General features: G+C 71.2%; 18 protein-coding genes. 8 read left to right on the forward strand and 10 right to left on the reverse strand.

Going from position 1 to position 21991, the window contains the following annotated elements; all coding sequences use genetic code 11:
- Positions 1 to 10: 10 nt before the first annotated feature.
- Genes QSK31_RS14150 through deoC form a run of 3 tightly spaced genes read right to left on the reverse strand, consistent with a single transcriptional unit; the run spans position 11 to position 3169 of the window.
- Entirely contained in the window at positions 11 to 823 is an 813-nt protein-coding gene (locus QSK31_RS14150; protein WP_285684158.1) for an aldehyde dehydrogenase family protein, read from the reverse strand.
- Positions 816 to 2240, reverse strand: coding sequence for an aldehyde dehydrogenase family protein (locus QSK31_RS14155; RefSeq protein WP_285684159.1), 1425 nt, complete (start codon positions 2238 to 2240; stop codon positions 816 to 818). Before QSK31_RS14155 ends, QSK31_RS14150 begins: the two co-directional genes overlap by 8 nt.
- Before the next feature lie 2 nt (positions 2241 to 2242).
- On the reverse strand, positions 2243 to 3169 hold the full coding sequence (gene deoC, locus QSK31_RS14160) for a deoxyribose-phosphate aldolase (protein WP_285684160.1): 927 nt from the start codon (positions 3167 to 3169) through the stop codon (positions 2243 to 2245).
- A gap of 116 nt (positions 3170 to 3285) precedes the next feature.
- Between deoC and upp the strand changes: the two genes are divergently transcribed.
- Positions 3286 to 3918 carry a uracil phosphoribosyltransferase gene (gene upp, locus QSK31_RS14165; protein WP_285684161.1) on the forward strand — a complete coding sequence of 211 codons (633 nt, stop codon included), beginning with the start codon at positions 3286 to 3288 and terminating at the stop codon, positions 3916 to 3918.
- Between the two features lie 22 nt (positions 3919 to 3940).
- Here the strand turns inward: upp and QSK31_RS14170 are convergent, their stop codons facing one another.
- Positions 3941 to 4441: an NUDIX hydrolase gene (locus QSK31_RS14170; RefSeq protein WP_285684162.1), complete on the reverse strand. Its 501-nt coding sequence runs from the start codon at positions 4439 to 4441 to the stop codon at positions 3941 to 3943.
- A gap of 74 nt (positions 4442 to 4515) precedes the next feature.
- On the opposite strand from QSK31_RS14170, the gene QSK31_RS14175 reads away from it, so the two are divergent.
- From QSK31_RS14175 to QSK31_RS14185, 3 genes are read left to right on the forward strand one after another with little or no spacing between them, the layout of a single operon-like run.
- Positions 4516 to 5622 (forward strand): DegT/DnrJ/EryC1/StrS family aminotransferase, encoded by a 1107-nt coding sequence (locus QSK31_RS14175; protein ID WP_285684163.1) that lies wholly within the window; start codon positions 4516 to 4518, stop codon positions 5620 to 5622.
- Positions 5619 to 6620: a Gfo/Idh/MocA family protein gene (locus tag QSK31_RS14180; RefSeq protein WP_285684165.1), complete on the forward strand. Its 1002-nt coding sequence runs from the start codon at positions 5619 to 5621 to the stop codon at positions 6618 to 6620. Before QSK31_RS14175 ends, QSK31_RS14180 begins: the two co-directional genes overlap by 4 nt.
- 50 nt (positions 6621 to 6670) lie before the next feature.
- Positions 6671 to 9271: a glycosyltransferase gene (locus QSK31_RS14185; RefSeq protein WP_285684166.1), complete on the forward strand. Its 2601-nt coding sequence runs from the start codon at positions 6671 to 6673 to the stop codon at positions 9269 to 9271.
- 12 nt (positions 9272 to 9283) lie between these two features.
- Here the strand turns inward: QSK31_RS14185 and QSK31_RS14190 are convergent, their stop codons facing one another.
- Genes QSK31_RS14190 through wecB form a run of 4 tightly spaced genes read right to left on the reverse strand, consistent with a single transcriptional unit; the run spans position 9284 to position 13449 of the window.
- Entirely contained in the window at positions 9284 to 10630 is a 1347-nt protein-coding gene (locus QSK31_RS14190; RefSeq protein ID WP_285684167.1) for a glycosyltransferase, read from the reverse strand.
- A complete protein-coding gene (locus QSK31_RS14195; RefSeq protein WP_285684168.1) occupies positions 10627 to 11169 on the reverse strand; it encodes a hypothetical protein in 543 nt (180 codons plus the stop codon). The genes QSK31_RS14190 and QSK31_RS14195 overlap by 4 nt, the downstream gene beginning before the upstream one ends.
- The gene (locus tag QSK31_RS14200) at positions 11162 to 12331 is read right to left on the reverse strand and encodes a glycosyltransferase family 4 protein (protein WP_285684169.1); all 1170 of its coding nucleotides are present in this window, start codon (positions 12329 to 12331) and stop codon (positions 11162 to 11164) included. The genes QSK31_RS14195 and QSK31_RS14200 overlap by 8 nt, the downstream gene beginning before the upstream one ends.
- Positions 12332 to 12372: 41 nt before the next feature.
- Positions 12373 to 13449 carry a non-hydrolyzing UDP-N-acetylglucosamine 2-epimerase gene (gene wecB, locus QSK31_RS14205; protein WP_285684171.1) on the reverse strand — a complete coding sequence of 359 codons (1077 nt, stop codon included), beginning with the start codon at positions 13447 to 13449 and terminating at the stop codon, positions 12373 to 12375.
- Between the two features lie 219 nt (positions 13450 to 13668).
- On the opposite strand from wecB, the gene QSK31_RS14210 reads away from it, so the two are divergent.
- From QSK31_RS14210 to QSK31_RS14220, 3 genes are all read left to right on the forward strand, one after another.
- Positions 13669 to 15861: a glycosyltransferase gene (locus QSK31_RS14210; RefSeq protein WP_285684173.1), complete on the forward strand. Its 2193-nt coding sequence runs from the start codon at positions 13669 to 13671 to the stop codon at positions 15859 to 15861.
- Complete coding sequence (locus QSK31_RS14215; protein WP_285684175.1) at positions 15858 to 17423, forward strand: glycosyltransferase; 1566 nt, start codon at positions 15858 to 15860, stop codon at positions 17421 to 17423. Before QSK31_RS14210 ends, QSK31_RS14215 begins: the two co-directional genes overlap by 4 nt.
- Positions 17424 to 17485: 62 nt before the next feature.
- A complete protein-coding gene (locus tag QSK31_RS14220) occupies positions 17486 to 18769 on the forward strand; it encodes a nucleotide sugar dehydrogenase (RefSeq protein ID WP_285684176.1) in 1284 nt (427 codons plus the stop codon).
- A 189-nt stretch (positions 18770 to 18958) separates the two neighbouring features.
- On the opposite strand, the gene QSK31_RS14225 is transcribed toward QSK31_RS14220, so the two are convergent.
- Complete coding sequence (locus tag QSK31_RS14225; RefSeq protein ID WP_502872955.1) at positions 18959 to 19492, reverse strand: acyltransferase; 534 nt, start codon at positions 19490 to 19492, stop codon at positions 18959 to 18961.
- Between the two features lie 133 nt (positions 19493 to 19625).
- Between QSK31_RS14225 and QSK31_RS14230 the strand changes: the two genes are divergently transcribed.
- Complete coding sequence (locus tag QSK31_RS14230) at positions 19626 to 20309, forward strand: GOLPH3/VPS74 family protein (RefSeq protein WP_285684180.1); 684 nt, start codon at positions 19626 to 19628, stop codon at positions 20307 to 20309.
- Here the strand turns inward: QSK31_RS14230 and QSK31_RS14235 are convergent.
- Positions 20286 to 21938 (reverse strand): phospho-sugar mutase, encoded by a 1653-nt coding sequence (locus QSK31_RS14235; RefSeq protein ID WP_285684181.1) that lies wholly within the window; start codon positions 21936 to 21938, stop codon positions 20286 to 20288. The genes QSK31_RS14230 and QSK31_RS14235 overlap by 24 nt on opposite strands.
- Between the last annotated feature and the right edge of the window lie 53 nt (positions 21939 to 21991).

Here is a 21991-nt window from a genome sequence, read left to right on the forward strand (position 1 = left end):
CGAGCTGTGCTCAGAACCCCTTGGGGTGCCAGACCGTCTTGGTCTCGAGCAGAGCGGTCATCGGGCGCAGGCCGGGGTCGGTGGTGAAGTCCGCCTCGGCGCCCGCCGGTCGCAGCACCCGCTTGAGGGTTCCGGCGGCTTCCCGTTCCAGGTCGGCGGCCAAGGCGGCGTCGGCGACGGCGGTCAGATCGAGCGCGTTCACGTCGTCGTGCGACGCCAGCCACGGCGCGACCTCGGCCGGATCACCGGTGAGAATGTTCACCACTCCGCCCGGCAGGTCGGAAGTGGCCCAGGTCTCGGCGAGGGTGATGGCCACCTGGGGCCCGGTGCTGATCACGACCACGGTGTTACCGGTGACGATCGCCGGTGCGACGACGCTGACCAGGCCGAGCAGGGACGGCGGGGCGATCACCCCGACCACGCCGGTGGGCTCCGGCGCCGACAGGTTGAAGAACGGGCCGGCCACCGGGTTGGCGTTGCCGGTGACCTGAGCGAGCTTGTCGGCCCAGCCGGCGTACCAGACCAGCCGGTCGGTGCTCGCGCTGACTTCCTCGCCGGAGACGCCGAGGTGCTTGAACTCGGCCCGCCGCGCTTCGAGCATCTCGGCCGCGCGATAGAGGATCTGACCCCGGTTGTACGCGGTCGCCCCGGCCCAGCCCGGCTGTGCCTTGCGGGCGGCGACCACCGCGTCGCGGGCGTCCTTGCGGGAGGCACGGGCCACGTTGTCGCCGTCCACGAGATCGGTCCGTCCTGACTCGCTGCGCGGGAACTTGCCCCCGATGTAGAGCTTGTAGGTCTTCCGGACCTTCAGACGCTCAGACAAGGTAGGCCTCCAAGCCGTGCCGGCCGCCCTCCCGGCCGTAGCCGGACTCCTTGAAGCCGCCGAACGGCGAGGTCGGGTCGAACTTGTTGAACGTGTTGGCCCACACCACGCCGGCCCGGAGCTTGTCGGCCACGGCGAGGATCCGCGAGCCCTTCTCGCTCCAGATGCCGGCGGACAGCCCGTACGGCGTGTTGTTGGCCTTCTCGATCGCCTCGGCCGGGGTGCGGAAGGTCAGCACCGACAGCACCGGCCCGAAGATCTCCTCGCGGGCGATCCGGTGCGCCTGGGTGACCCCGGTGAAGATCGTCGGCGCGAACCAGAAGCCCTGGCCGGGCAGCTCGCACGGCGGCGACCAGCGCTCGGCGCCCTCGGCGTCGCCGGCCTCGGTCAGCTCGGTGATGCGGGCCAGCTGGGCGGCCGAGTTGATGGCGCCGACATCGGTGTTCTTGTCCAGCGGATCACCGACCCGCAGCGTCGCCATCCGGCGTTTCAGCGAGTCGAGCAACTCCTCGGCGATCGACTCCTGCACCAGCAGCCGCGACCCGGCGCAGCAGACGTGGCCCTGGTTGAAGAAGATGCCGTTGACGATGCCCTCGACGGCCTGGTCGATCGCCGCGTCGTCGAAGACGATGTTGGCCGCCTTGCCGCCCAGCTCGAGGGTGAGTCTCTTGCCGGTGCCGGCCACCGCGCGGGCGATCTGCCGGCCGACGTCGGTGGAGCCGGTGAAGGCGACCTTGTTCACGTCCGGGTGTTCGACCAGGTAGCGGCCGGTGTCGCCGGCGCCGGTGACGATGTTCACCACCCCGGCGGGGAGCTCGGCCTGGCGGCAGACGTCGGCGAAGAACAGCGCGGACAGCGGGGTGGTCTCGGCGGGCTTGAGCACCACGGTGTTGCCGGTGGCCAGCGCGGGTGCGATCTTCCACGCCAGCATGAGCAGCGGGAAGTTCCACGGGATCACCTGGCCGGCCACCCCGAGCGGGCGCGGCGCCGGGCCGAACCCCGCGTACTCCAGCTTGTCGGCCCAGCCCGCGTAGTAGAAGAAGTGCGCCGCGACCAGCGGGAGGTCGACGTCGCGTGACTCCTTGATCGGCTTGCCGTTGTCCAGCGACTCGAGCACCGCCAGCTCGCGCGAGCGCTCCTGGATGATCCGGGCGATCCGGAAGAGGTACTTGGCGCGCTCGGCGCCGGGCAGGCCGGACCAGGCCGGGAACGCGCGCCGGGCGGCCGCGACGGCCCGGTCGACGTCCTCCGAGCCGGCCAGGGCGACCTCGGCCAGCGTCTGCTCGTCGGCCGGGTTGATCGTCTTGAAGGTGGCCTTGCCGGGTCCGAACTCGCCGTCGATGAACAGGCCGTAGGACGACTCGATGGTGACGACCGAGCGGGACTCGGGGGCGGGGGCGTAATCGAGGAAGGACATGCTCAGTCCAGCGTGAAGTAGTCGGGGCCGGCGTAGTGGCCGGTCGTGAGCTTGGTGCGCTGCATCAGCAGGTCGTTGAGCAGCGACGACGCGCCGAACCGGAACCAGTCCGGGCTGAGCCAGTCGTCGCCGGCGGTCTCGGCGACCGTGACCAGGTATTTGATGGCGTCCTTGGTGGTGCGGATGCCGCCGGCGGGCTTGACGCCGACCTGCCGCCCGGTCTGTGCCCGGAAGTCGCGCACCGCCTCCAGCATGACCAGCGTGACCGGGAGGGTGGCGGCCACCGGGACCTTGCCGGTGGAGGTCTTGATGAAGTCGGCGCCGGCCCACATGGCCAGCCAGGACGCGCGCCGGACGTTGTCGTAGGTGCCCAGCTCGCCGGTCTCCAGGATGACCTTGAGATGCGCCGGGCCGCACGCCTCCTTGACCGCCACGATCTCGTCGTAGACGTGCCGGTAGTCGCCGGAGAGGAAGGCGCCCCGGCTGATCACCATGTCGATCTCGTCGGCGCCGGCGGCCACCGCGTCCCGGGTGTCGGCGAGTTTGACCTCGAGCGGCGCCTGGCCGGACGGGAAGGCGGTCGCCACGCTCGCGAGGTGCACGCCGGAGCCGCGGAGCACCTCGGCGACGGCCGGGACCATGGCGGGGTAGACGCAGACCGCGGCGACCGGTGGGCAGCTCGGGTCGGCCGGGTCGGGTCGCAGCGCCTTGGCGGCCAGCGCGCGGACCTTGCCGGTGGTGTCGGCGCCCTCGAGCGTGGTCAGGTCGACCATGCGGATGGCCAGGTCGATCGCGGCGGCCTTGCTGGTGGTCTTGATCGACCGGGTGCTCAGGGCGGCCGCGCGTGCCTCGACTCCGACCTTGTCCACGCCGGGCAAACCGTGCATAACGGAGCGTAATGACGCGGGTGGGTGGAGCGTGGCAGTCATGAGACGGATTCTACGCGCGGGTGTGACAGTTGATCTTGACAAGCGCAGGTTGCGCTCGGGTTCTCCGCGCCGTCCGAAGGACCAGGCGCCGGTAGAAAGCATGTACTTTGATCGCCGTGGACGTACTTGTCGTTGATCATCCGCTGGCGCAGTCGAGACTCACCGCGATGCGGGCGGAGGAGACCGACAGCGGCGCGTTCCGCGCCGCGCTGCACGAGCTGACGACCATGCTGGTGTACGAAGCGGCGCGCTCCTTCGCGGTCGAGAAGTACTCGATCAGCACCCCGGTGGCGCCGACCGAGGGTGCGAGGCTGGCCAAGCCGCCGCTGATCGTCCCGGTGCTGCGCGCCGGCCTGGGCATGGCCGACGCCGCGCTGGCGCTGCTGCCCGAGTCGTCGATGGGCTTCGTCGGCCTCGCCCGGGACGAGGAGACCTTCGAGCCGCGGGCCTACATGGAGTCGCTGCCCGGCGACATGGGCGGCCTGCCCGCGCTGGTCCTCGACCCGATGCTGGCCACCGGCGGCTCGCTGGTGCACTGCTGCCGGCTCCTCGCCGATCGCGGCTGCGACGACATCATCATCTGCTGCGTGCTGGCCGCCCCGGAGGGCATCGCCAAGCTCGAGGAGTCGGGGCTGCCGCTGCGGCTGATCACGGCGTCCATCGATCAGGGCCTGAACGAGAAGAAGTACATCGTCCCGGGGCTCGGCGACGCCGGCGACCGTCAGTTCGGCGGCATGCCGAGATTCTGAATTCTTCAGAAACACCAGGTTTCTAAACAGTGGAGTACGACCACGAGACGGCCTTTCCGTCCTGGAACGGCATGATCCCGTGGAACGGCCGGGGCGCCGAAGCGAATACCAGGGGCAGGAAGTGCCGGTCCGACTCCCACATCGGCACCCGCCCGGCCAGCACGTCCTCGACCGGTACCCAATGCAGGCTGCCCTCGTCGTTCGCGACCTTCGGCTCGCCGGTCCAGGACGGGATGCGGAAGAGGAACCCGAACCAGTTGGCGCCGTCCCGGCCGAAGCCTGGCCAGGAGATCGTTCCGGCGAAGTCGAGTACGTCACATCCGAGGCCCGCCTCCTCGCGGATCTCGCGGCGCATCCCGGCGGCGACGTCCTCGTCCATTTCCACTTTTCCGCCGAGACCGTTGTAATAGCCGAAGTGGACGTCGTCCGGGCGAGCGTCACGACGAATCATCAACACGCTCCGTTGATCCGGCGACAACAGATAGCCCAGGGTGGCGAGTACCGCTTGCACCAGCGTCACCATAGGCCATCGCCAAGGTGGGATGAGGTACTGTTCCCGCCGCCCGCGTATACCGATAGTCATCAGGAGGACGCCCCATGTCCGGGCCCCAGGACGCCATCCCACCCGCCCGACCGGAGATCGGCGACGCCGAGATCGAGGCCGCCGTCCGCGTGCTGCGCAGTGGCATGGTCGTGCAGGGGCCGGAGGTGGCCGCGTTCGAGCAGGAGTTCAGCCCTGTCGCCGGTGACGTGCACTGCGTGGCCGTGAACTCCGGCACGTCCGCCCTGCACCTGTCGCTGCTCGCGCTCGGCTTCGGTCCGGGCGACGAGGTCATCGTGCCGTCCTTCTCGTTCGCCGCCACCGCCAACGCGGTGCGCCTGGTCGGCGCCGAGCCGATCTTCGTGGACATCGAGCCCGGCTCGTTCAACGTCGACCCGGACGCGGTCGCCGCCGCGATCACCCCGCGCACGGTCGCGATCATGCCGGTCCACCTGTACGGCCACCCGGCCGCCATGGACCGCCTGGTCCCGCTGGCCGAGCAGCACGGGCTGGCCATCGTGGAGGACGCGGCCCAGGCGCACGCCGCCGAGCTGAACGGCCGGAAGGTGGGCAGCTTCGGCGCGGCAGGCTGCTTCAGCTTCTACCCGACCAAGAACATGCACTCGCTCGAGGGCGGCATGATCACCACCGCCGACGCCGAGCGGGCCCGTACCCTGCGTCTGCTGCGCAACCAGGGCATGGAGGCGCGCTACCAGAACGAGGTCGTCGGCACGAACACGCGGCTCACCGACGTGGCCGCCGCGATCGGCCGGGTGCAGCTGGGCAAGCTGGCCGGCTGGACCGAGAAGCGCCGGGCCAACGCCGCCTACCTGGACGCCAACCTCCAGGGTGTCGTCGTGCCGCCGGTCGCCGAGGGCGCCAAGCACGTCTACCACCAGTACACGATCCGGGTGCAGGGCGACCGGGACGCGTTCCAGGCCGGTCTCAAGGATCTCGGCATCGGCAACGCGGTCTACTACCCGATCCCGATCCACCGGCTGAAGCCGTTCCTTGACAAAGACGGAAATGTCGGCGACTGGAAGCTGCCGGAGACCGAGAAGGCCGCGGCCGAGGTCGTCTCGCTGCCGATCCACCCCAGCCTGACGCAGGAGCAGCTGGACCGGATCGTCGAGGGCGTCAACACCGTGGCGGCGCGGGCATGAGCGCCTCGACGGGACTCCGCGCCGGCCTGATCGGCCTGGGCGCGATGGGACGCAACCACGCCCGCGTCCTCAACCTGCTGGACGGCGTGCAGCTGGTCGGCATCATGGACCCGGCGCCGGGCGCGACCGGCCCGGCCGGCGTGCCGGTGGTGCCCGACCTGGACCAGCTGCTCGCGCTGCACCTGGACTACGCGGTCGTGGCCTGCCCGACCGCCCTGCACGAGGAGGTCGGTCTGCGCCTGGCCGCCGCCGGCGTGCACGCGCTGATCGAGAAGCCGCTGGCGCCCTCGGTGGTGTCGGCCGGCAAGCTGGCCGACGCGTTCGAGCAGGCCGGTCTGGTCGGCGCGGTCGGTCACATCGAGCGGTACAACCCGTCGCTGCAGAGCCTGCGTACCCGCTTGGAGGCCGGTGAGCTGGGCGACATCTACCAGATCGTCACCCGGCGGCAGGGCCCGTTCCCGGGCCGGATCGCCGACGTCGGCGTGGTGATGGACCTGGCCACGCACGACATCGACCTGACCGCGTGGGTCACCGGCCGGGACTACGAGAACGTTTCGGCTCGTACGGTGTCGCGCAGCGGCCGGCCGCACGAGGACATGGTCTCCGCGGTCGCCTCGCTCGGCGACGGCCTGATGGCGACCCACCTGGTGAACTGGCTCAGCCCGTTCAAGGAGAGGTCCACTGTGATCACCGGCGAGCGGGGCAGCTTCATCGCCGACACGCTCACCGCCGACCTCACCTTCTTCGCCAACGGCGCGACCAGCACCGAGTGGGAGGCCATCCGGGCGTTCCGGGGCGTCTCCGAGGGCGACATGGTCCGCTTCGCGATCCCGAAACGCGAGCCGCTGCTCGTCGAGCACGAGCGCTTCCGTGACGCGGTAGAGGGAAAAGACAGCGACATCGTCACGTTGCGACAGGGAATGCGTACCGTCGAGGTCGCCGAAGCCGTTCTCCAATCGGCTGTCGACGGCGCCACCGTGGCGGTGCGCGCGAGGTAGCGATCTGACGCACCTCAGCGTTCGGCAGCCCCGAGCGCGGAGGTGCGTTGGTGGACTCCTCGGTTACCGCACCACATGTCGTGGTGATCGTCGCCAACGGAATCACGGGCGACTCCCGGGTGCAGAAGACGGCGATCGCCGCGGCTCGCGCCGGGTGGCGGGTGACGCTGCTCGGTGCGGGCGGGCGTGACGGCAAGCGGCGCGAGACGGTGATGGGCCCGGTCCGGGTGATCCGGGTGCCGGTGCCGGCCGTCTTCGCCGCCCGCAGCAAGGGGCACCCGGTCCGCCGGCTGCTCACCCAGACCGGCATCCCCAACCAGGAGGGCCTGGCCGGGGTCCGCGCGGCGCACCAGGTCTGGCTTCGCCGCAACACCGCCCGGATCGGGCGCCTGCGTACGGTCGAGGGCCCCGCCGCGGCGGTCGGCCGGCCACTCAGCAAGGCCCTCGGCGCGATGGTCCGGGGCCGCCGGGCGGTGCACCACCTGCGGGTACGGGCCTTCCGCTGGGAGCAGCGGCAACCGGGGCGGCCGACCGGGAACTGGCGGCGGGACTGGCCGCCGCTGGCCGACCTGGACCTCGCCTTCGGTCCGGTGATCGAGGAACTCCGGCCGGATCTGGTCCACGCCAACGACATCACCATGATCCACACGGCGGCGCTGAGCGTGGCCCGGATGCGGGCGCGCGGCGACCGGGTCGCGTGGCTGTACGACGCGCACGAGTACGTGCCCGGCATCGACTCCTGGAAGCCGGCGGAGAGCCGCGCCTACCGGACCGTGGAGCGGGCGTTCATCCGCCGGGCCGACGCGGTGGTGACCGTCTCGCCGGAGATCGCGGAGATGCTCCGCGAGGACTACCGGCTGCCGGAGACGCCGCTGGTGGTGCGCAACACCCCGATCGGCGAGGCGGTCGGCGCCACCGACCCGATGCCTTCGGTACGCGCGAACTGCGGGCTGGCCGATGACGTGCCGCTGCTGGTCTACTCCGGCTGGCTGGCGCCCGAGCGCGGGCTCGGTACGGCCGTGACCGCGCTGCCCGACCTGCCCGGCGTGCACCTGGCCGTCGTCTCCGGCCGGGACACCCCGGAGCGGCGACGGCTGCTGGAGCGGGCGGACGACCTCGGCGTCGCGGACCGCGTGCACGTGGTGCCCTACGTGCCGCAGCATGCCGTGCCGGACTATCTGTCCACTGCGGACCTCGGCCTGATCTGCTCGCAGCGGACCCTGAACTACGAGCTCTCGCTGCCCACCAAACTCGCCGAGTACCTGCACGCGCGGCTGCCGGTGGTGGCCAGCGACGTGCGGACGCTGGGCGAGTTCGTCCGCCGGCACGGGGTGGGCGAGGTGTTCGTCGCCGACGATCCGGTGACGTTCGCTCAGGCCGTACGCAAAGCATTGGTCTCTCGAACCGAACTCGCCGCCCACATCGCCGAACCGTTGCTGGCCGAGCTCTCGTGGGAGCACCAGGTCGCCGGCCTGATCGACCTGTACGCCCGGATCTCCCCGCGCGTTCCCGAGGCGCCGCGGCCGGCGGTGTCCTGGTCGGTGCACGAGACCACCGCGCCCAAGCCGGTCGTCGGCGAGGGCGGCGCGCTGCCGCACTGGCGCCCGCTCAGCCCGGCCACCCGGGTGCGGCTCGGCCTGGGCCCGGCGAACTACGCGGGTCAGATGGCCACCTTCGCGCAGGCGATCTGCCGTGATCTCCCGGACGTCTCCGCCGAGGTCTTCATGCGACACGACCGGCACACGATGCTCTTCCCGGCCGACGTCTACCTGGAGACCGACCGGCAGGACGAGCTGGCGGTGCAGCTGGAGCAGACGAGGCGGATCGTCGAGCGGTACACGCACCTGATCGTGGACGCGTTCCTGCCGGTGTTCGGCCACCTGAACGGCGAGACCATCGAGGGTGATCTGCCCGCGCTGCGCCGGGCCGGGATCGCGGTGGCTCTGCTGGCGCACGGCAGCGAGATCCGGCATCCCGGGCGGCACCTGCGGCGGCACGAGTTCTCGCTGTTCCGGGACGCGCCGGAACGCCTGATCAACCGCTACACGATCCGCGCCGACCGGAACAGGCGGATCGCCGAGGAGAGCGGGCTGCCGCTCTTCGTCACCACGCCCGACCTGCTCGACGACCTGCCCGGCGCGGCCTGGGCGCCGCTGGTGGTCGACGTGGACGCGTGGGCGAGCGACTCACCGATCCTGGAACGGGTGCATCCGCGGGTGCTGCACGGCCCGTCGCAGCGCTGGACGAAGGGCACCGAGCGCATCCTGCCCGTCCTGGAGGGCCTGCACGCCCGAGGCGCGATCGAGCTGGTCGTGGCCGAGGGGGTCAGCTGGCCCGCCATGCAGGAGATGATCAAGACCTGCGACATCGTGGTGGACCAGTTCGCCGTGGGCAGTTACGGCACGTTCGCGGTGGAGGCGATGGCGGCCGGGCGCCCGGTGCTCGGCTGTCTGGACGAGCGCGTGCACGCCGCAGCCGGGGTGATGCCACCGATCGTGAACACGACTCCGGAGTCTCTCGCGGAGACCCTGGAGTCGCTGATCGACGACCCCTCGCGGACGGTGAAGATCGGCATGGACTCGGCGCTGTTCGCCCGCGAGTTCCACGATGGACGCCGGACCGCGCAGGTCCTGGCCGGCTTCTTTGACTAGGTCGTGTTTGGACTAGTCCTTCTTCGCGATGATCGTGCGGAGCCGCTCCTCGAACGGCTCCAGCACGCGGTTCCGTGTGTACTTCTCGGCGTGCGCGATCGCGGCGGCGCGAGTCTCCGGGGTCAGGTCCTCGGCGGCCTTGCCCGCGGCGATCATGGCCTGGGCCACGTCGACCGGGTCGAGGCTGTCCGCGTTGAACCACAGTGGATAGCCGGCCAGCACCTCGGCGGCCGCGATGCCCGGGGCGTGCACCGAGACGATCGGCTTGCCGTTCGCCATGTACTCGAAGATCTTGCCGGAGGTGACGTACTTGGCGCCGCCGGCCAGGAAGACGAGCACGTCGCTCTCGGCGTACGTGTGTGCCACCTCGGTCTTGGACACCGGGCCGCGGTAGATGATGCCGCTGTTCTCGCTGCCGACCCGGTCGTCGTCGTCGATGTTCAGCAGGTGGCGCATGCCGACCTGGCTGCCGCGGAAGAACCCGAGGTGGCCGTAGATGTTGAGGGTCGCGTCGGACAGCAGGGGGTGGGCCCGCGCGGTCTCGAAGGCCTCGACCATCTCCCGCACCGGCTGGACCGGCGTCACCGTGCCGACGTAGGTGTACTGCAGCGGCCGCGTCGTCTTGTGCGGCGGCGCGCCCTCCTCCAGCACGTCCGGGTCCCAGCCGTTGGGCACGATCATCATCTTGCCGGCGTCGGACGGGTAGCGGTCCTGGTGCCACTTGCGCAGCGCCTCGTTCACGAACACCGCGGCCGAGGCCTTGTGCAGCACGCGCTTCTCCCAGGACCACGCCACGTGGCCCTCCGGGTAGAGCGGCTTGTCCTTGAACAGGTCCAGGGTCCAGGCGTCGCGGTAGTCCACGACGTACGGAACACCGGTCAGCCGGTGGAACAGGTAGGCGGCCGCGAACGACGCGAACGGGTTGCCGGTCGCCACGACCACGTCGAACTTGCGGCGCATGTGCATGCGCAGCGCCTTGGCCACCGACGCCATGCCCCACGAGTGGTAGTGCTCGGGGAACAGCTTGTGCGTCTTGTTGTAGAGGTTCACCGCGAGCAGCGGCGCCTGCCGGCGGAACCGGCTGAACCGGCGGATGTCGTGCTGCCAGACGAACTGGTTGAGGTGCGGGCGCTCGACATGCACGCGCGGGTCGATGGTCTCGGCCAGTTTCTCGTCGACCGAGCCGATCGCCTCGTACAGGAACGACAGCGGCGCCGCGAACACGGTCACGTCCCAGCCGCTGGCCACCAGGTGGTTGGCGGTGGCGCGGGCGCGGTAGACGCCGCTGGCGCGCGAGGGCGGGAAGTAGAACGAGAGATAGAGGACTCGCGGGCGACCGGTCTCATCCGGGGTGGTCATCGCTCTCCAATCGCGGTCGCCTCGGCATGGTCCAGGCTGTACGCCACGCGCGGCACATCGTGGTGCTCGAGAAAGTCGGCCGCGGTCGGCATCGACCCGGGGTCGGTGATGAGCAGAACGTCGACGACGGTACGCGCGCCGATGCCACGCTCCATCAGCGACTCGGGACGCGACCCCGCACGTCGCCGGACCATCGGCAGGAACACGCGCCGGTGCAGGGGATTGGCCACCCGCCGGCGCCACGCGCTGGAGGCGCGCTGAGAGAAGCCCTTGATCGGACCCACCCCGACGACCTTGAACGCGAACCGGGGGACGCGCACGAGCAGCAGCCACTCGACCGGCATCCAGCGTTCCTGCTTCTCCAGATCGTGCAGGTCGACCACCCGGACGCGGTCGGAGATCGGCTCGTCGAGCCATTTCGACCTCTGCCGGAGCACCAGCGTCGCCTCGTTGCCGTCGGCGACGACCCGCTCGGCGTCGGTGGCGGCCGCGCGCTTGCGCTGCCCGCCCTCGGCGAGGATCACCACGTGTTCACCCACGGTCTTCTCCGAACCACACTCGGTGATGCTCGCGGGCGGTGGTGGCGTAGCCGTACCGGTCGTCCAGCACGCGCCGCGCCCGGGCCAGGTCCAGTCCGTCGGGGAACCGGTCGCGCAGGCGGCGGTAGCCGTCCACCAGGGCGTCGCTGCCCTCCTCGACCTCGACCATCTCGCCGGCGTCGGACTCGATCCCGGCCAGCGACTCCTGCGGGCCACCGCACCTGGTGACCAGCACCGGCAGGCCGGCCGCGGAAGCCTCCACGATGGTCATCCCGAAGGTTTCGAACCGGCTCGCGTGCACCAGCAGGTCGTGCTCCCGGAAGAGCAGCAGCGCGCGGTCCGGCGGCTGCACCCCGGCGAACGTCACCGCCTCGCTCACGCCCAGCGCCGCCGCCCGCTCCACCAGCTCGGCGTGCAGCGGGCCGTCACCGACCAGCGTCAGGGTCAGCGCCGGGTCCTCGGCGTGGCACCGGGCGAACGCCTCGAGCAGCCAGTTCACGCCCTTGAGCTGGGACAGCGTGCCGACGTACAGCCAGCGGCGCAGCTCGGTGACCGGGACCGGCCGCTCATATTCGAAGGAGACCGGGTTGGTGATCAGCTCGATGCGGTCCTTGTGGTGCGGGAACGCGTCGATCAGCGGCCGGCTGACCCGCTCGCCGACCGCGTAGAAGCCGGCCACGCGGTGCAGCAGCTCGTCGTACATCTCCCGGGCGTCCGGCTGGTCCAGCAGCTTGCCCAGGAACGAGGCGTGCTCGGTGACGTGCACCGGGGTGTCCGGGCCGACGTTGGCCAGCGCGCCCCAGCCGCCGGAGAGGCCGACGTGGGCGTGCACGATGTCGAACGGCATCGGCTTGCCCTGAAGCGCCTGCCCCAGCACCTCGGCGTGCCTCTTGGCCACCTCGGCGTAGCGCGGCGTCACCGACAGCGGGACCGGGAGCTGGGTCACCCGCGCGCCGCCCGCGGTCGGCACGAAACGCAGCGGGTGGTGGGTGCGGGCCAGGAGTTTCGCGTACGCGGACTCGATCGGCGCGGCCGGCTGCCGGTGCCCCCACTCCTCGCAGTGGAAGACACTCATGTCCGTGCCGGGGCCGGTCGCATCGACCATGGCCTGCACGAACGCGCCGCGGAAGGGGTGCTGCGCGGTCGGGTACCAAGGCGTCACGACCGCGACCTTTGAGGGGTGGTTGGTCACGGAAGGCCCCGTCAGCTCTTGCCGAGGACGTCGACGACTCTCCGCGCCGCCTGGCCGTCACCGTACGGAGCGCCACGCTCGGCGGCCGGGGCGGCCCGGGTCGCCAGCGAGGTGAAGTCCGCGAACGACTGCGGCTCCGGCACCAGGTGGTTCCACCCGTCGACGAGCGTCTCGGGCCACTCGGTCTCCGGACGCAGCGTCGTGCACGGGCGGCCCAGCAGGTAGGCCTCCTTCTGCAGACCACCGGAGTCGGTGACCACGCCGGCCGAGCCGAGCACGGCGGCGACCATCCCGGCGTACGGCAGGGGGCGGCCGGAGTGCAGCGCGCCCTGGGTGAGCTTGAGGCCGAACTTCTCCGCCCGGGACACCAGCCGCGGGTGGGCGAGCAGGGCGACCGGCACCGGCAGCGAGGCCAGCGCCTCGAGCATGCCGGCCAGCCGCTCCGGGTCGTCGGTGTTCTCCGCGCGGTGCAGCGTGGCCAGCAGGTAGGGCTGGTCCGGGTCGATGCCGGCGGGCAGCTCGGGGCGGATCCCGGCGCCGGCCAGGACGTCGTCCCGAACCTTCATGCAGACGTCCACCATCACGTCGCCGACCAGCACCGAACGCTCGGCCAGGCCCTCGTTGGCGACGTGCCGCATGGCCTCCTCGGTGGGGCAGAGCAGCAGGTCGGCGGCGTGGTCGGTGAGCACCCGGTTGTGCTCCTCGGGCATCCGCCGGTTGAACGAGCGCAGCCCGGCCTCCAGATGCGCGACCCGGATGTGCTGTTTCACCGCGGCCACCGCGCCGGCCAGGGTGGAGTTCGTGTCGCCGTAGACCAGCACCCAGTCGGGCTGCTCCCGCTCGAGCACCGGGTCCATCGCGCTGAGCACCGAGCCGGTCTGCACGCCGTGGCTGCCGGAGCCGACACCCAGGTGCACGTCCGGGTCCGGGATGCCGAGCCCGGTGAAGAACACGTCGGAGAGGTCCGCGTCGTAGTGCTGGCCGGTGTGCACGATGACGTGCTGGTGCTCGGTCTCGGCGAAAGCGGCCGCGATCGGCGCGAGCTTGACGAGCTGTGGGCGGGCGCCCACGACACTCAGGACCTTCACGAAATATGCTCCTCGGCTCGTCGTTTGCGCGGGGTGGGAAGATGTCTCGGCCGCTGAACACGATACGTGAATGCGGCATCCCTCCATTCGCAGCCCCGGCCCGGCGGGGGTACCGGAGGAGCGGCGTCGCGCTGGAGAGGGCACCATACTGTTAGCCGCCGTACCGCTTGGCGAGGGTTGTCGGGCCGCAACCGGCACCGTTCACGCGAAGGAGTTCCGTTGACCACCCCCTCTTCCCCGGTCGTTCACGTCGCGTTGGGCGCGCGCCGGATCCGGGCCGCTCGGACCCTTGCCGCCGACCTGGCGGCCGACGGCCGGACGGTGCTTCTGGTGGTGGCCGACCGGCCCGAGTGGTCCGACATCGAGATCCCTGGGGTAACTGTCCGTAAGGTCGGTTCCGGCGATCCGGGCAAGGCGCTGCGGGCGGCGCGCAAGCTGCTGCTCGCCCGGCGTGGCCCCCTGGCCGACGCCGGCCTGCTGCTCACCACCGATCCGGAGTCGGCGCCGATCGCGGATGCCGCCCGGCGGCGTTTCCCCCGGCTCGAGGTGCGCACCGACGTCGCCGCCGACCCGGCGCGCAAGCCGTCGGCCGCCGACGTGGCCGTGGTCACCCCCTGGTACCCGTCGCCGGACGACCCGTTCGCCGGTGCGTTCGTCCAGGCGACCACCGACGCGGTGGGCAAGGAGGCGGGCACGATCGCCACCCTGCACGCCGAGAACTGGTTCTACTCGCCCAAGGGTGTGACCGGGAAGCTGATCGGCGTGGCCCTCGAGCGTGAGCTCGAGAGGCAGCCCGGCTTCGTGGTCGAGGACACCCCGGAGGGCGAGCTCACCCGGGTCGTCGTGCCGCAGCAGACCAGCGGCAACTGGGGGCTGTGGGGACAGGCGCAGGTCGAGCGGCTGGCGGCGGCGCTGCCCACCGGGCGGATCGAGGCGCCGGTCATCCACGCGCACACCGGTCACTACGCGGGCGTGGTGGCCGCGGCGCTGGCCCGGGACGACGCCAAGATCGTCGTCACCGAGCACGCCACGTTCCTGGACCAGATCTTCGAGCACCGGGCGTCGCGGGTGGCGTACGGCGAGATGCTCGACCGGGCCGACCGGGTGCTCTGCGTCGGCCGGGCGCTGCTCGACCAGATCGTGGAGAAGTTCCCGATGCACGAGGGCAAGCTCCAGATCGTCCCGAACCCGGTGGACTTCGACCGGTTCGCCGTCCGCCCGGCGCCCCCGTCCGCGCCGCTGCGCTGGCTCTACGTCGGCCGGATGCTCGAACACAAGGGCGTACACACGCTGCTGGAGGCGTTCGCCAAGGTCGCCGCCGAGGACGACCGGGTGACGCTGACCCTGGTCGGGAACGGCAAGCTGGAGTCGACGCTGCGCAAGAGGATCAAGGAGCTCGGCCTCGGCGCCCGGGTCTCGCAGCGGCCCCCGGTCCGGCCTGAGGAGGTCGCCGGGCTGCTGCACGAGCACGACGTGCTGACCCACGCCAGCACCTCGGAGACCTTCGGGATGACGCTGATCGAGGCGATCGCCACCGAGACCCCGGTGCTGGCCGCCCGCAGCAAGGGACCGGCCGAGACGCTGCAGGGGCTCGATCACGTCGCCGGTCAGTTGTTCGAGGTCACCGACGATCCGAACGAGATCGTCAAGGCGTACCGGAAACTCCTGGACTCGTGGGACGGCCTGGACCTGCCCGAGGCCCGGCGCCGGCTCCGCGAGCGCTACGGCCGCGAAGCGGTCGGCGCGCAGCTGCGTGAGGTCTACCGCGAGGTGCTGACCGGGCCGCCCGTGCCGGTCGCGCGGCAGGCCGAGGCGGACGACGTCGCACCCGCGCCGGCCGCCGACGCGGAGCGGATCGCGGTGGTGGCGATCAGCCCGCCCTCCCTGCAGTCCGCGCGACGCTACGTCGCCGGCGTCCGCGAGCGCGGCTACGGCGTCGACCTGATCGCGCTCGACCGCAGTCACTGGGACCGGTTCGCCGCGGACGAGGGTGTCCGGGTGCATCTGATCGGCGAGGTCGAGGAACGCCGCTTCACCCGCCGCCTGGAGCGGGCCGCGGTCACCTCGCTGCCGCGCTGGGCCCTGGGCTTCGTCCGGGCGCGGACCCGCAGCGTCCCGAGCCCGATGCCGGAAGCGCTGGCGATCTTCGCGCAGCGCGGGCACCGGGCCGTCGCCGACCGCATCAACCGGCGGATCTACAACCCCTACTACTCGGTGGTCCGGCCACGCATCCTGTGGCGCATCGCCCGCCGCCAGGTGCTTCCCGACCTGGACATCGAGCGCACCCGCCGGGTGGTCGTGATCGGCCCGGCCGGGGTGACCATCGGCTGGGGCCTGGCCCGGAAGTACCCGTCGATCACGGTCGGCACCGACATGGCGATGCCCGAGCCGGCCGGCCGCGCCGAGTCGTGAGCGCGCCCGTGCCCGACGTGACGGTGATCGTCGCCGTCTACAACACGATGCCCTACCTCGCCGAGACGCTGACGTCGCTGGTCTCTCAGACGATCGGCCTCGACCGGCTCGAGGTGATCGCGGTGGACGACGGCTCCACCGACGGCAGCGGCGCCGAACTGGACCGCTGGCAGAGCCGCCACCCCGCGACGATCAAGGTCATCCACCAGGCGAACTCGGGCGGCCCCGCCGCGCCCAGCAACCGCGCCCTGGACCAGGCCACCGGCCGTTACGTGTTCTTCATCGGCGCCGACGACCACCTCGGACCGGAAGCGCTGGAACGGCTGGTGCGCGCCGCCGACGAGCTCGAGGCGGACGTCGTGCTCGGCCGGTTGGTCGGCGCCGGCGGCCGCTTCGTCAGCCAGCTGATCTTCGACCCGGGCGACCGCGACGACATCACGCTGACCAACTCGGCGCTGCCGTTCGCGCTGTCCAACACCAAGCTCTTCCGCCGGTCGCTGCTGGAGGAGCACCACATCCGCTACCCGGAGCAGCTGCGGTCGCAGAGCGACCAGCCCTTCACCATCCAGGCGGTGGTCAAGGCCCGGCGGGTGGCGGTGCGCTCCGACTACAAGTTCTATTTCGCCGTACGCCGGACCGACTCCAGCAACATCACCTACGGCACCCCGCTGCACGACCTGCTCAGCGACACCGCCGTCCTGATGGACCTGGCCGCCGACCTGATACCGGACGACGCCGCCCGCCACCGGGTGCTGCACCGGCACTTCACGTGGGAGGTCACCAAGGTCCTCAACCAGCGGTTCCTCGACTCGATCCGGGCCGAGCAGAGCCGGGTCCAGGACGGCATCAAGAAGCTGGCCGAGACCTACCTGACCGACGACGTGCGCAGCAGCCTCGAGGCGCACCGGCGGCTGCTCGTCAGCGTCGCCCAGTTCGGCACGCTGGACGACCTGATCACCGTGCTCCGGCACCACCTGAAACACAAGAAGAAGCCGGTGATCGTCGAGGACGGCCGGCACTACCTGGGCTACCCGTTCTTCCGCGACCCCGAGCGGGCGTTCCCCGACGAGTGGTACGACGCCACCGCCACCCTGGCGCCACCGGTGCACCAGGCCACCCCGGCCACCGTCAGGTGGGGACGCAACGCCGCCGGGCAGCGGTCGCTGGTCGTCGAGTGGCGCAGCTCGCTGACCGACCTGAACCGCACCGACGAGCCGCGCCCCCGGGTCTTCGCCGGCGACCACGTGGCCGCGCAGACCGAGATCCGCCCCGACGGCACGGTCCGCGCCGACTTCGTGCTGCACGACGTGATCGCGGAGGATGTCGGACGCAAGAAACGGCCACTGCGCTTCGTGCGTACGCTCGGTGGTGAATTCCACAGCCTTCCGGTCACCGTCAGCGGCAAGGGCAAACCGCTGGCGCGTATCCTGCACCGGCGTGGACTGCGGTTGTGGTCAGTGGCCCCGGATACGAACCGTGACGGCCAGCTACGCATCGTGGTCAACCGTGTGACACCGCGCCGGCTCGCCGGCGCCGTCGTGAGTCGGCTCCGCCTGCGCTGACTAATCCCGTCCGGCTTATTCCGTCGGCGCGACCGCGCCGCCCCGAGGAGGAAGACCCCCGCATGAAGATCTGTGTCGTCGCCCTGGGCAAGATCGGGCTGCCGCTCGCCGTCCAGTTCGCGTCCAAGGGGCACACCGTGCTCGGTGCGGACGTGTCGGAGCCCACCGTCCGCAAGGTCGCCGAGGGTGTCGTGCCGTTCCCCGGCGAGACCGACCTGGACGTGAAGCTCAAGGAGGCCGTCGAGGCCGGCCTGCTCACCGCCACCACGGACACCGCCGCCGCGGTCGCCCAGGCCGACGCCGTCGTGGTCGTCGTGCCGCTGTTCGTCGACGGCGACGGCATCCCCGACTTCGCCTGGATGGAGTCCGCGACCAAGGACATCGCCCGCGGGCTGAAGCCGGGCACCCTGGTCAGCTACGAGACCACGCTGCCGGTCGGCACCACCCGCAACCGCTGGGCGCCGCTGCTGGAGGAGGGCTCCGGCCTGGTCGCCGGCCGCGACTTCCACCTGGTGTTCAGCCCCGAACGGGTGCTCACCGGCCGGGTCTTCGCCGACCTGCGCAAATACCCCAAGCTGGTCGGTGGCGTGGACGCCGGCTCGGCCCAGCGCGGCATCGAGTTCTACGAGGCCGTGCTCGACTTCGACGACCGCCCCGACCTGGACAAGCCGAACGGCGTCTGGGACCTGGGCTCCGCCGAGGCCGCCGAGCTCGCCAAGCTGGCCGAGACCACCTACCGCGACGTCAACATCGGGCTGGCCAACCAGTTCGCCCGGTACGCCGACACCATCGACGTCGACGTCAACCTGGTCATCGACGCCTGCAACACGCAGCCGTACAGCCACATCCACCGGCCGGGCATCGCGGTCGGCGGGCACTGCATCCCGGTCTACCCGCGGCTCTACCTGTGGAACGACCCGAACGCCACGGTGGTCCGGGCGGCCCGCGAGGCCAACGCGGCGATGCCGTCGTACGCGGTGGACCTGCTCGCCGCCGCGGTCGGCGACCTGACCGGGCTGGGCGTGCTGGTGCTGGGCGCGTCCTACCGGGGCGGGGTCAAGGAGACCGCGTTCTCCGGCGTCTTCGGCACCGTCGAGGAGCTCAAGCGGCGCGGGGCGGTGCCTTATGTGTCCGACCCGATGTACTCGTCGGAGGAGTTGACGGCGCACGGCCTGCCGCCGTTCGAGGGCCAGGACCTGGGCGCGGCGATCCTGCAGGCTGATCACGCCGAGTACCGCAATTTGACCAGCGATGACCTGCCTGGGGTCAAGGTTCTTGTCGACGGGCGTCGCACCACCGATGCGGACAAGCTTCCCGGGATCCGGCGGATTGTTATCGGGGGCTGAGCTTTCTGCCTAGGGGCTGCTGAGCTGCTGGTCGTCGCTTCGCTCCTCCGGGCGATTGCCCCCTGGGGGTCAATGAGATGGGCCGGGTTTTCCGACGCCGCAAAGAGCGACGGCGGCGGAAAACCCGGCCCATCTCATTGACGGGGCAATCGCGGGGCGGGGCTAGCCTCGCGAAAAGTCGGGGCGGGGCTAGCCTCGGGAAAAGTCGGGAGGGGTGGTCATGTCTCGGGAGATGATCTCGCCTGACCAGTTCACCCAGGCCCTGGGTCGCGCGGGATTGCCTGCCACCAGTTGGTAGGGCGGGACGTCCTTTGTTACCACCGAGCCGGCGGCGATCATCGCGCCCTCGCCTACCTCGATGCCGCAGATGAGGGTGGCGTTGGCGCCGATCGAGGCGCCGCGGCGGATTACCGTGGGGGTGATCTTCCAGTCGGTGTTGTGGGCTCGGGGGCGCAGGTCGTTGGTGAAGACCGCGCACGGGCCGACGAAGACGTCGTCCTCGATCGTCACGCCCTGGTAGACCGAGACGTTGTTCTGAATCTTCACCCGGCTGCCGATCACGGCGTGGGCGTCCAGGTAGACGTTGCGCCCGATGACGCAGTCCGTACCGACCGTGGCCGAGGACCGGACGTGCGCGATGTGCCACACCTTGGTGCCCGCGCCGACCTGGGCGCCGTCCTCGACGTCCGCGGTGGGATGCACGAAGTAATCCATGTGGCGCATCCTCGCAAGGCCCCCCGCGCGGCGCTCCACCGGCCCGCGGCGAGACAGACCGTAACCGGCGGATCACCCGGTTGAGTCCGACGGCTGACCTCGGGGATGTCCAAGGTGACCACGGCCACTATCGTGCAATGACATGACCTCCATCGCGCTGGCCGAGGAGTTGCTCCTCCTCGCCTACGACGACCAGACCGGCAAGGCGACCGGTTCCCGCATCGGGCTCGACCTCGGCATGGCCGCGGCCGTCATGGTCGACCTCGCGCTGCACAACCGGGTGGCTTACGTCGACGGTTTCCTCAAGGTCATGGACGACACCCCGATCGGCGAGTCGATCGCCGACGCGGTGCTGGCGAAGGCCGCGGCGGACGACCCGCACACCCCGGCGCAGTGGTTGCAGCGGCTCCGGCACGGGCTGCGCGCCCGGGTACTTGCCGACCTGGTCGCCCGCGGCGTGGTGCGGGACGTGGACGAGACCCAGATGGGCGTGATCCACGTGCACCGCTACCCGACCACGGACCCGGCGTTCGAAGCCGAGATCCGCAAGCGGCTGGCCGAGGCGCTGATCACCGAGGCGATCCCGGACGAGCGCACCGCGGCCCTGGCGACGCTGCTCACCGCGGTGCGGATGGAACCGGCGTTGCGGCTGCCCCCGGAGGAGGCGGCGCAGGCCCACCAGCGGCTGGAGGCGATCGCCAGCGGCGCCGGCTTCAGCGGCTCCGCCAACCTGGAGGACTCGATCGTGCGGCCCAGCGTCGCGCTGGTCGTCGCCACCCTGGGCCGCGCCATCCAGGCCGCGCTAGGCACTCCCAAGCAGGCCTAGAGCCCCCGCGGTCTCGGTCTTGAGGACGGCCACGGCCTCGGCCGCGGCCAGGCGGTCCTGCGTGCGGGTCGCGGCCGTCGTCGGGCGGACCACTTCCAGGTACGCCTTGAGCTTGGGCTCGGTGCCGGACGGTCGGACCACCACCCGGGCCGACGAGGTGCTCAGCCGCAGGATGTCGTTCTCCGGCAGCAGGTCCTCGAAGGTCACCGGCTCGCCCAGCAGGGTGGCCGGTGGCGCCTTGCGCAGGTGGGACATCGCGCGGTCGATGTCGGCCAGGTCGTCCACCCGCACGGCCAGCTGGTCGGTGGCGTGCACACCGAACTCGACGTCCAGCTCGGCCAGCCGGTCGGCGAGCGTACGCCCCTCGGCCCGGAGCCCGGCGGCGAGCTCGGCCACCAGCAGGGCCGCCGTGATGCCGTCCTTGTCCCGCACCAGGCCCGGCGCCACGCAGTAGCCGAGCGCCTCCTCGTAGCCGAAGGCCAGGTCCTCGTCGGCCCGCACGATCCACTTGAAGCCGGTCAGCGTCTCCCGGTAGGGCACGCCCCGGGCCGCGCAGATCGCCCGCAGCATGGTCGAGGAGACGATCGTGGTGGCATATGTGCCGGGGGTGCCACGGCGGATCAGGTGGTCGGCCAGGACCGCCCCGAGCTGGTCGCCGGTCAGCGGGGTCCAGACGCCGTCCGCTCCGGGCACCGCGACCGCGCACCGGTCGGCGTCCGGGTCGTTGGCGATGGCCAGATCGGCGCCGGTGGCCGTGGCCAGGGCGAGGAGCAGGTCCATCGCGCCCTTCTCCTCCGGGTTGGGGAAGGGAACGGTCGGAAAGTCCGGGTCCGGCTCGGCCTGCTCGGCCACCACGTGCGGGGCGGCGAACCCGGCCCGGGCGAAGGCGGCGGCGAGGACGTCACCACCAACCCCGTGCAACGGCGTGTACGCCACGGTGAGCGCCCGCGGCCCGTCCGGGAGGGTGGCGGCCGCACGGCGCACGTACTCGTCGACGATCTCCGCACCCAGAACCGTGCTTCCCTCGCGCAGCGTGATCTCTTCGAGGTTGTCGGCGTTGCTGATCGCGTTTTCGATCTCCCCGTCGGCGGGGGACACGATCTGCGCGCCGGCCCCAGCCGTCCCACCCAGCTCCGCGCCGAGGTAAACCTTGTAGCCGTTGTCCTGCGCCGGGTTGTGGCTGGCGGTGACCATCACCCCGGCGGCCGCGTCCAGCGTCCGCACCGCGTAAGCCAGCACCGGCGTCGGCAGAGGCCGGGGGAGCAGCATCGCCACCCGCTGCTTGCCCCGTGCGATCTCGGCGGTGAGCTCGGCGAATCGCCGTGAGCCGTGCCGCGCGTCATAGCCGATGACCAGCCGGCCGGCCGCGCCCTTCTCGGCCAGCCAGTCGACCAGCCCGGCGGCGGCCCGCATGACGACGGCGACGTTCATCCCGTTCGGCCCGGCGCGGAGCCGGCCGCGCAGCCCAGCGGTGCCGAATCGCAATCGGCCGGAGAAGCGGTCCGTCAGCTCGTCGTAGCTGTCCGGCAGTGCGGCGAGCAGCGCCCGGACCTCCGCGCGCGATGCCGGGTCAGGATCGCCGGCGATCCAGCCCTCGGCCAGTTCGGTGACGTCGACAGGTCGTTGCATCCCCCGTGCATATCACGGCACGGGACCAGGCCCGCGATCTCCCCGCGGAGCAA

The sequence above is a fragment of the Actinoplanes sp. NBRC 103695 genome, assembly GCF_030269485.1.
In the GTDB taxonomy this organism is placed as follows: Bacteria; Actinomycetota; Actinomycetes; order Mycobacteriales; family Micromonosporaceae; genus Actinoplanes.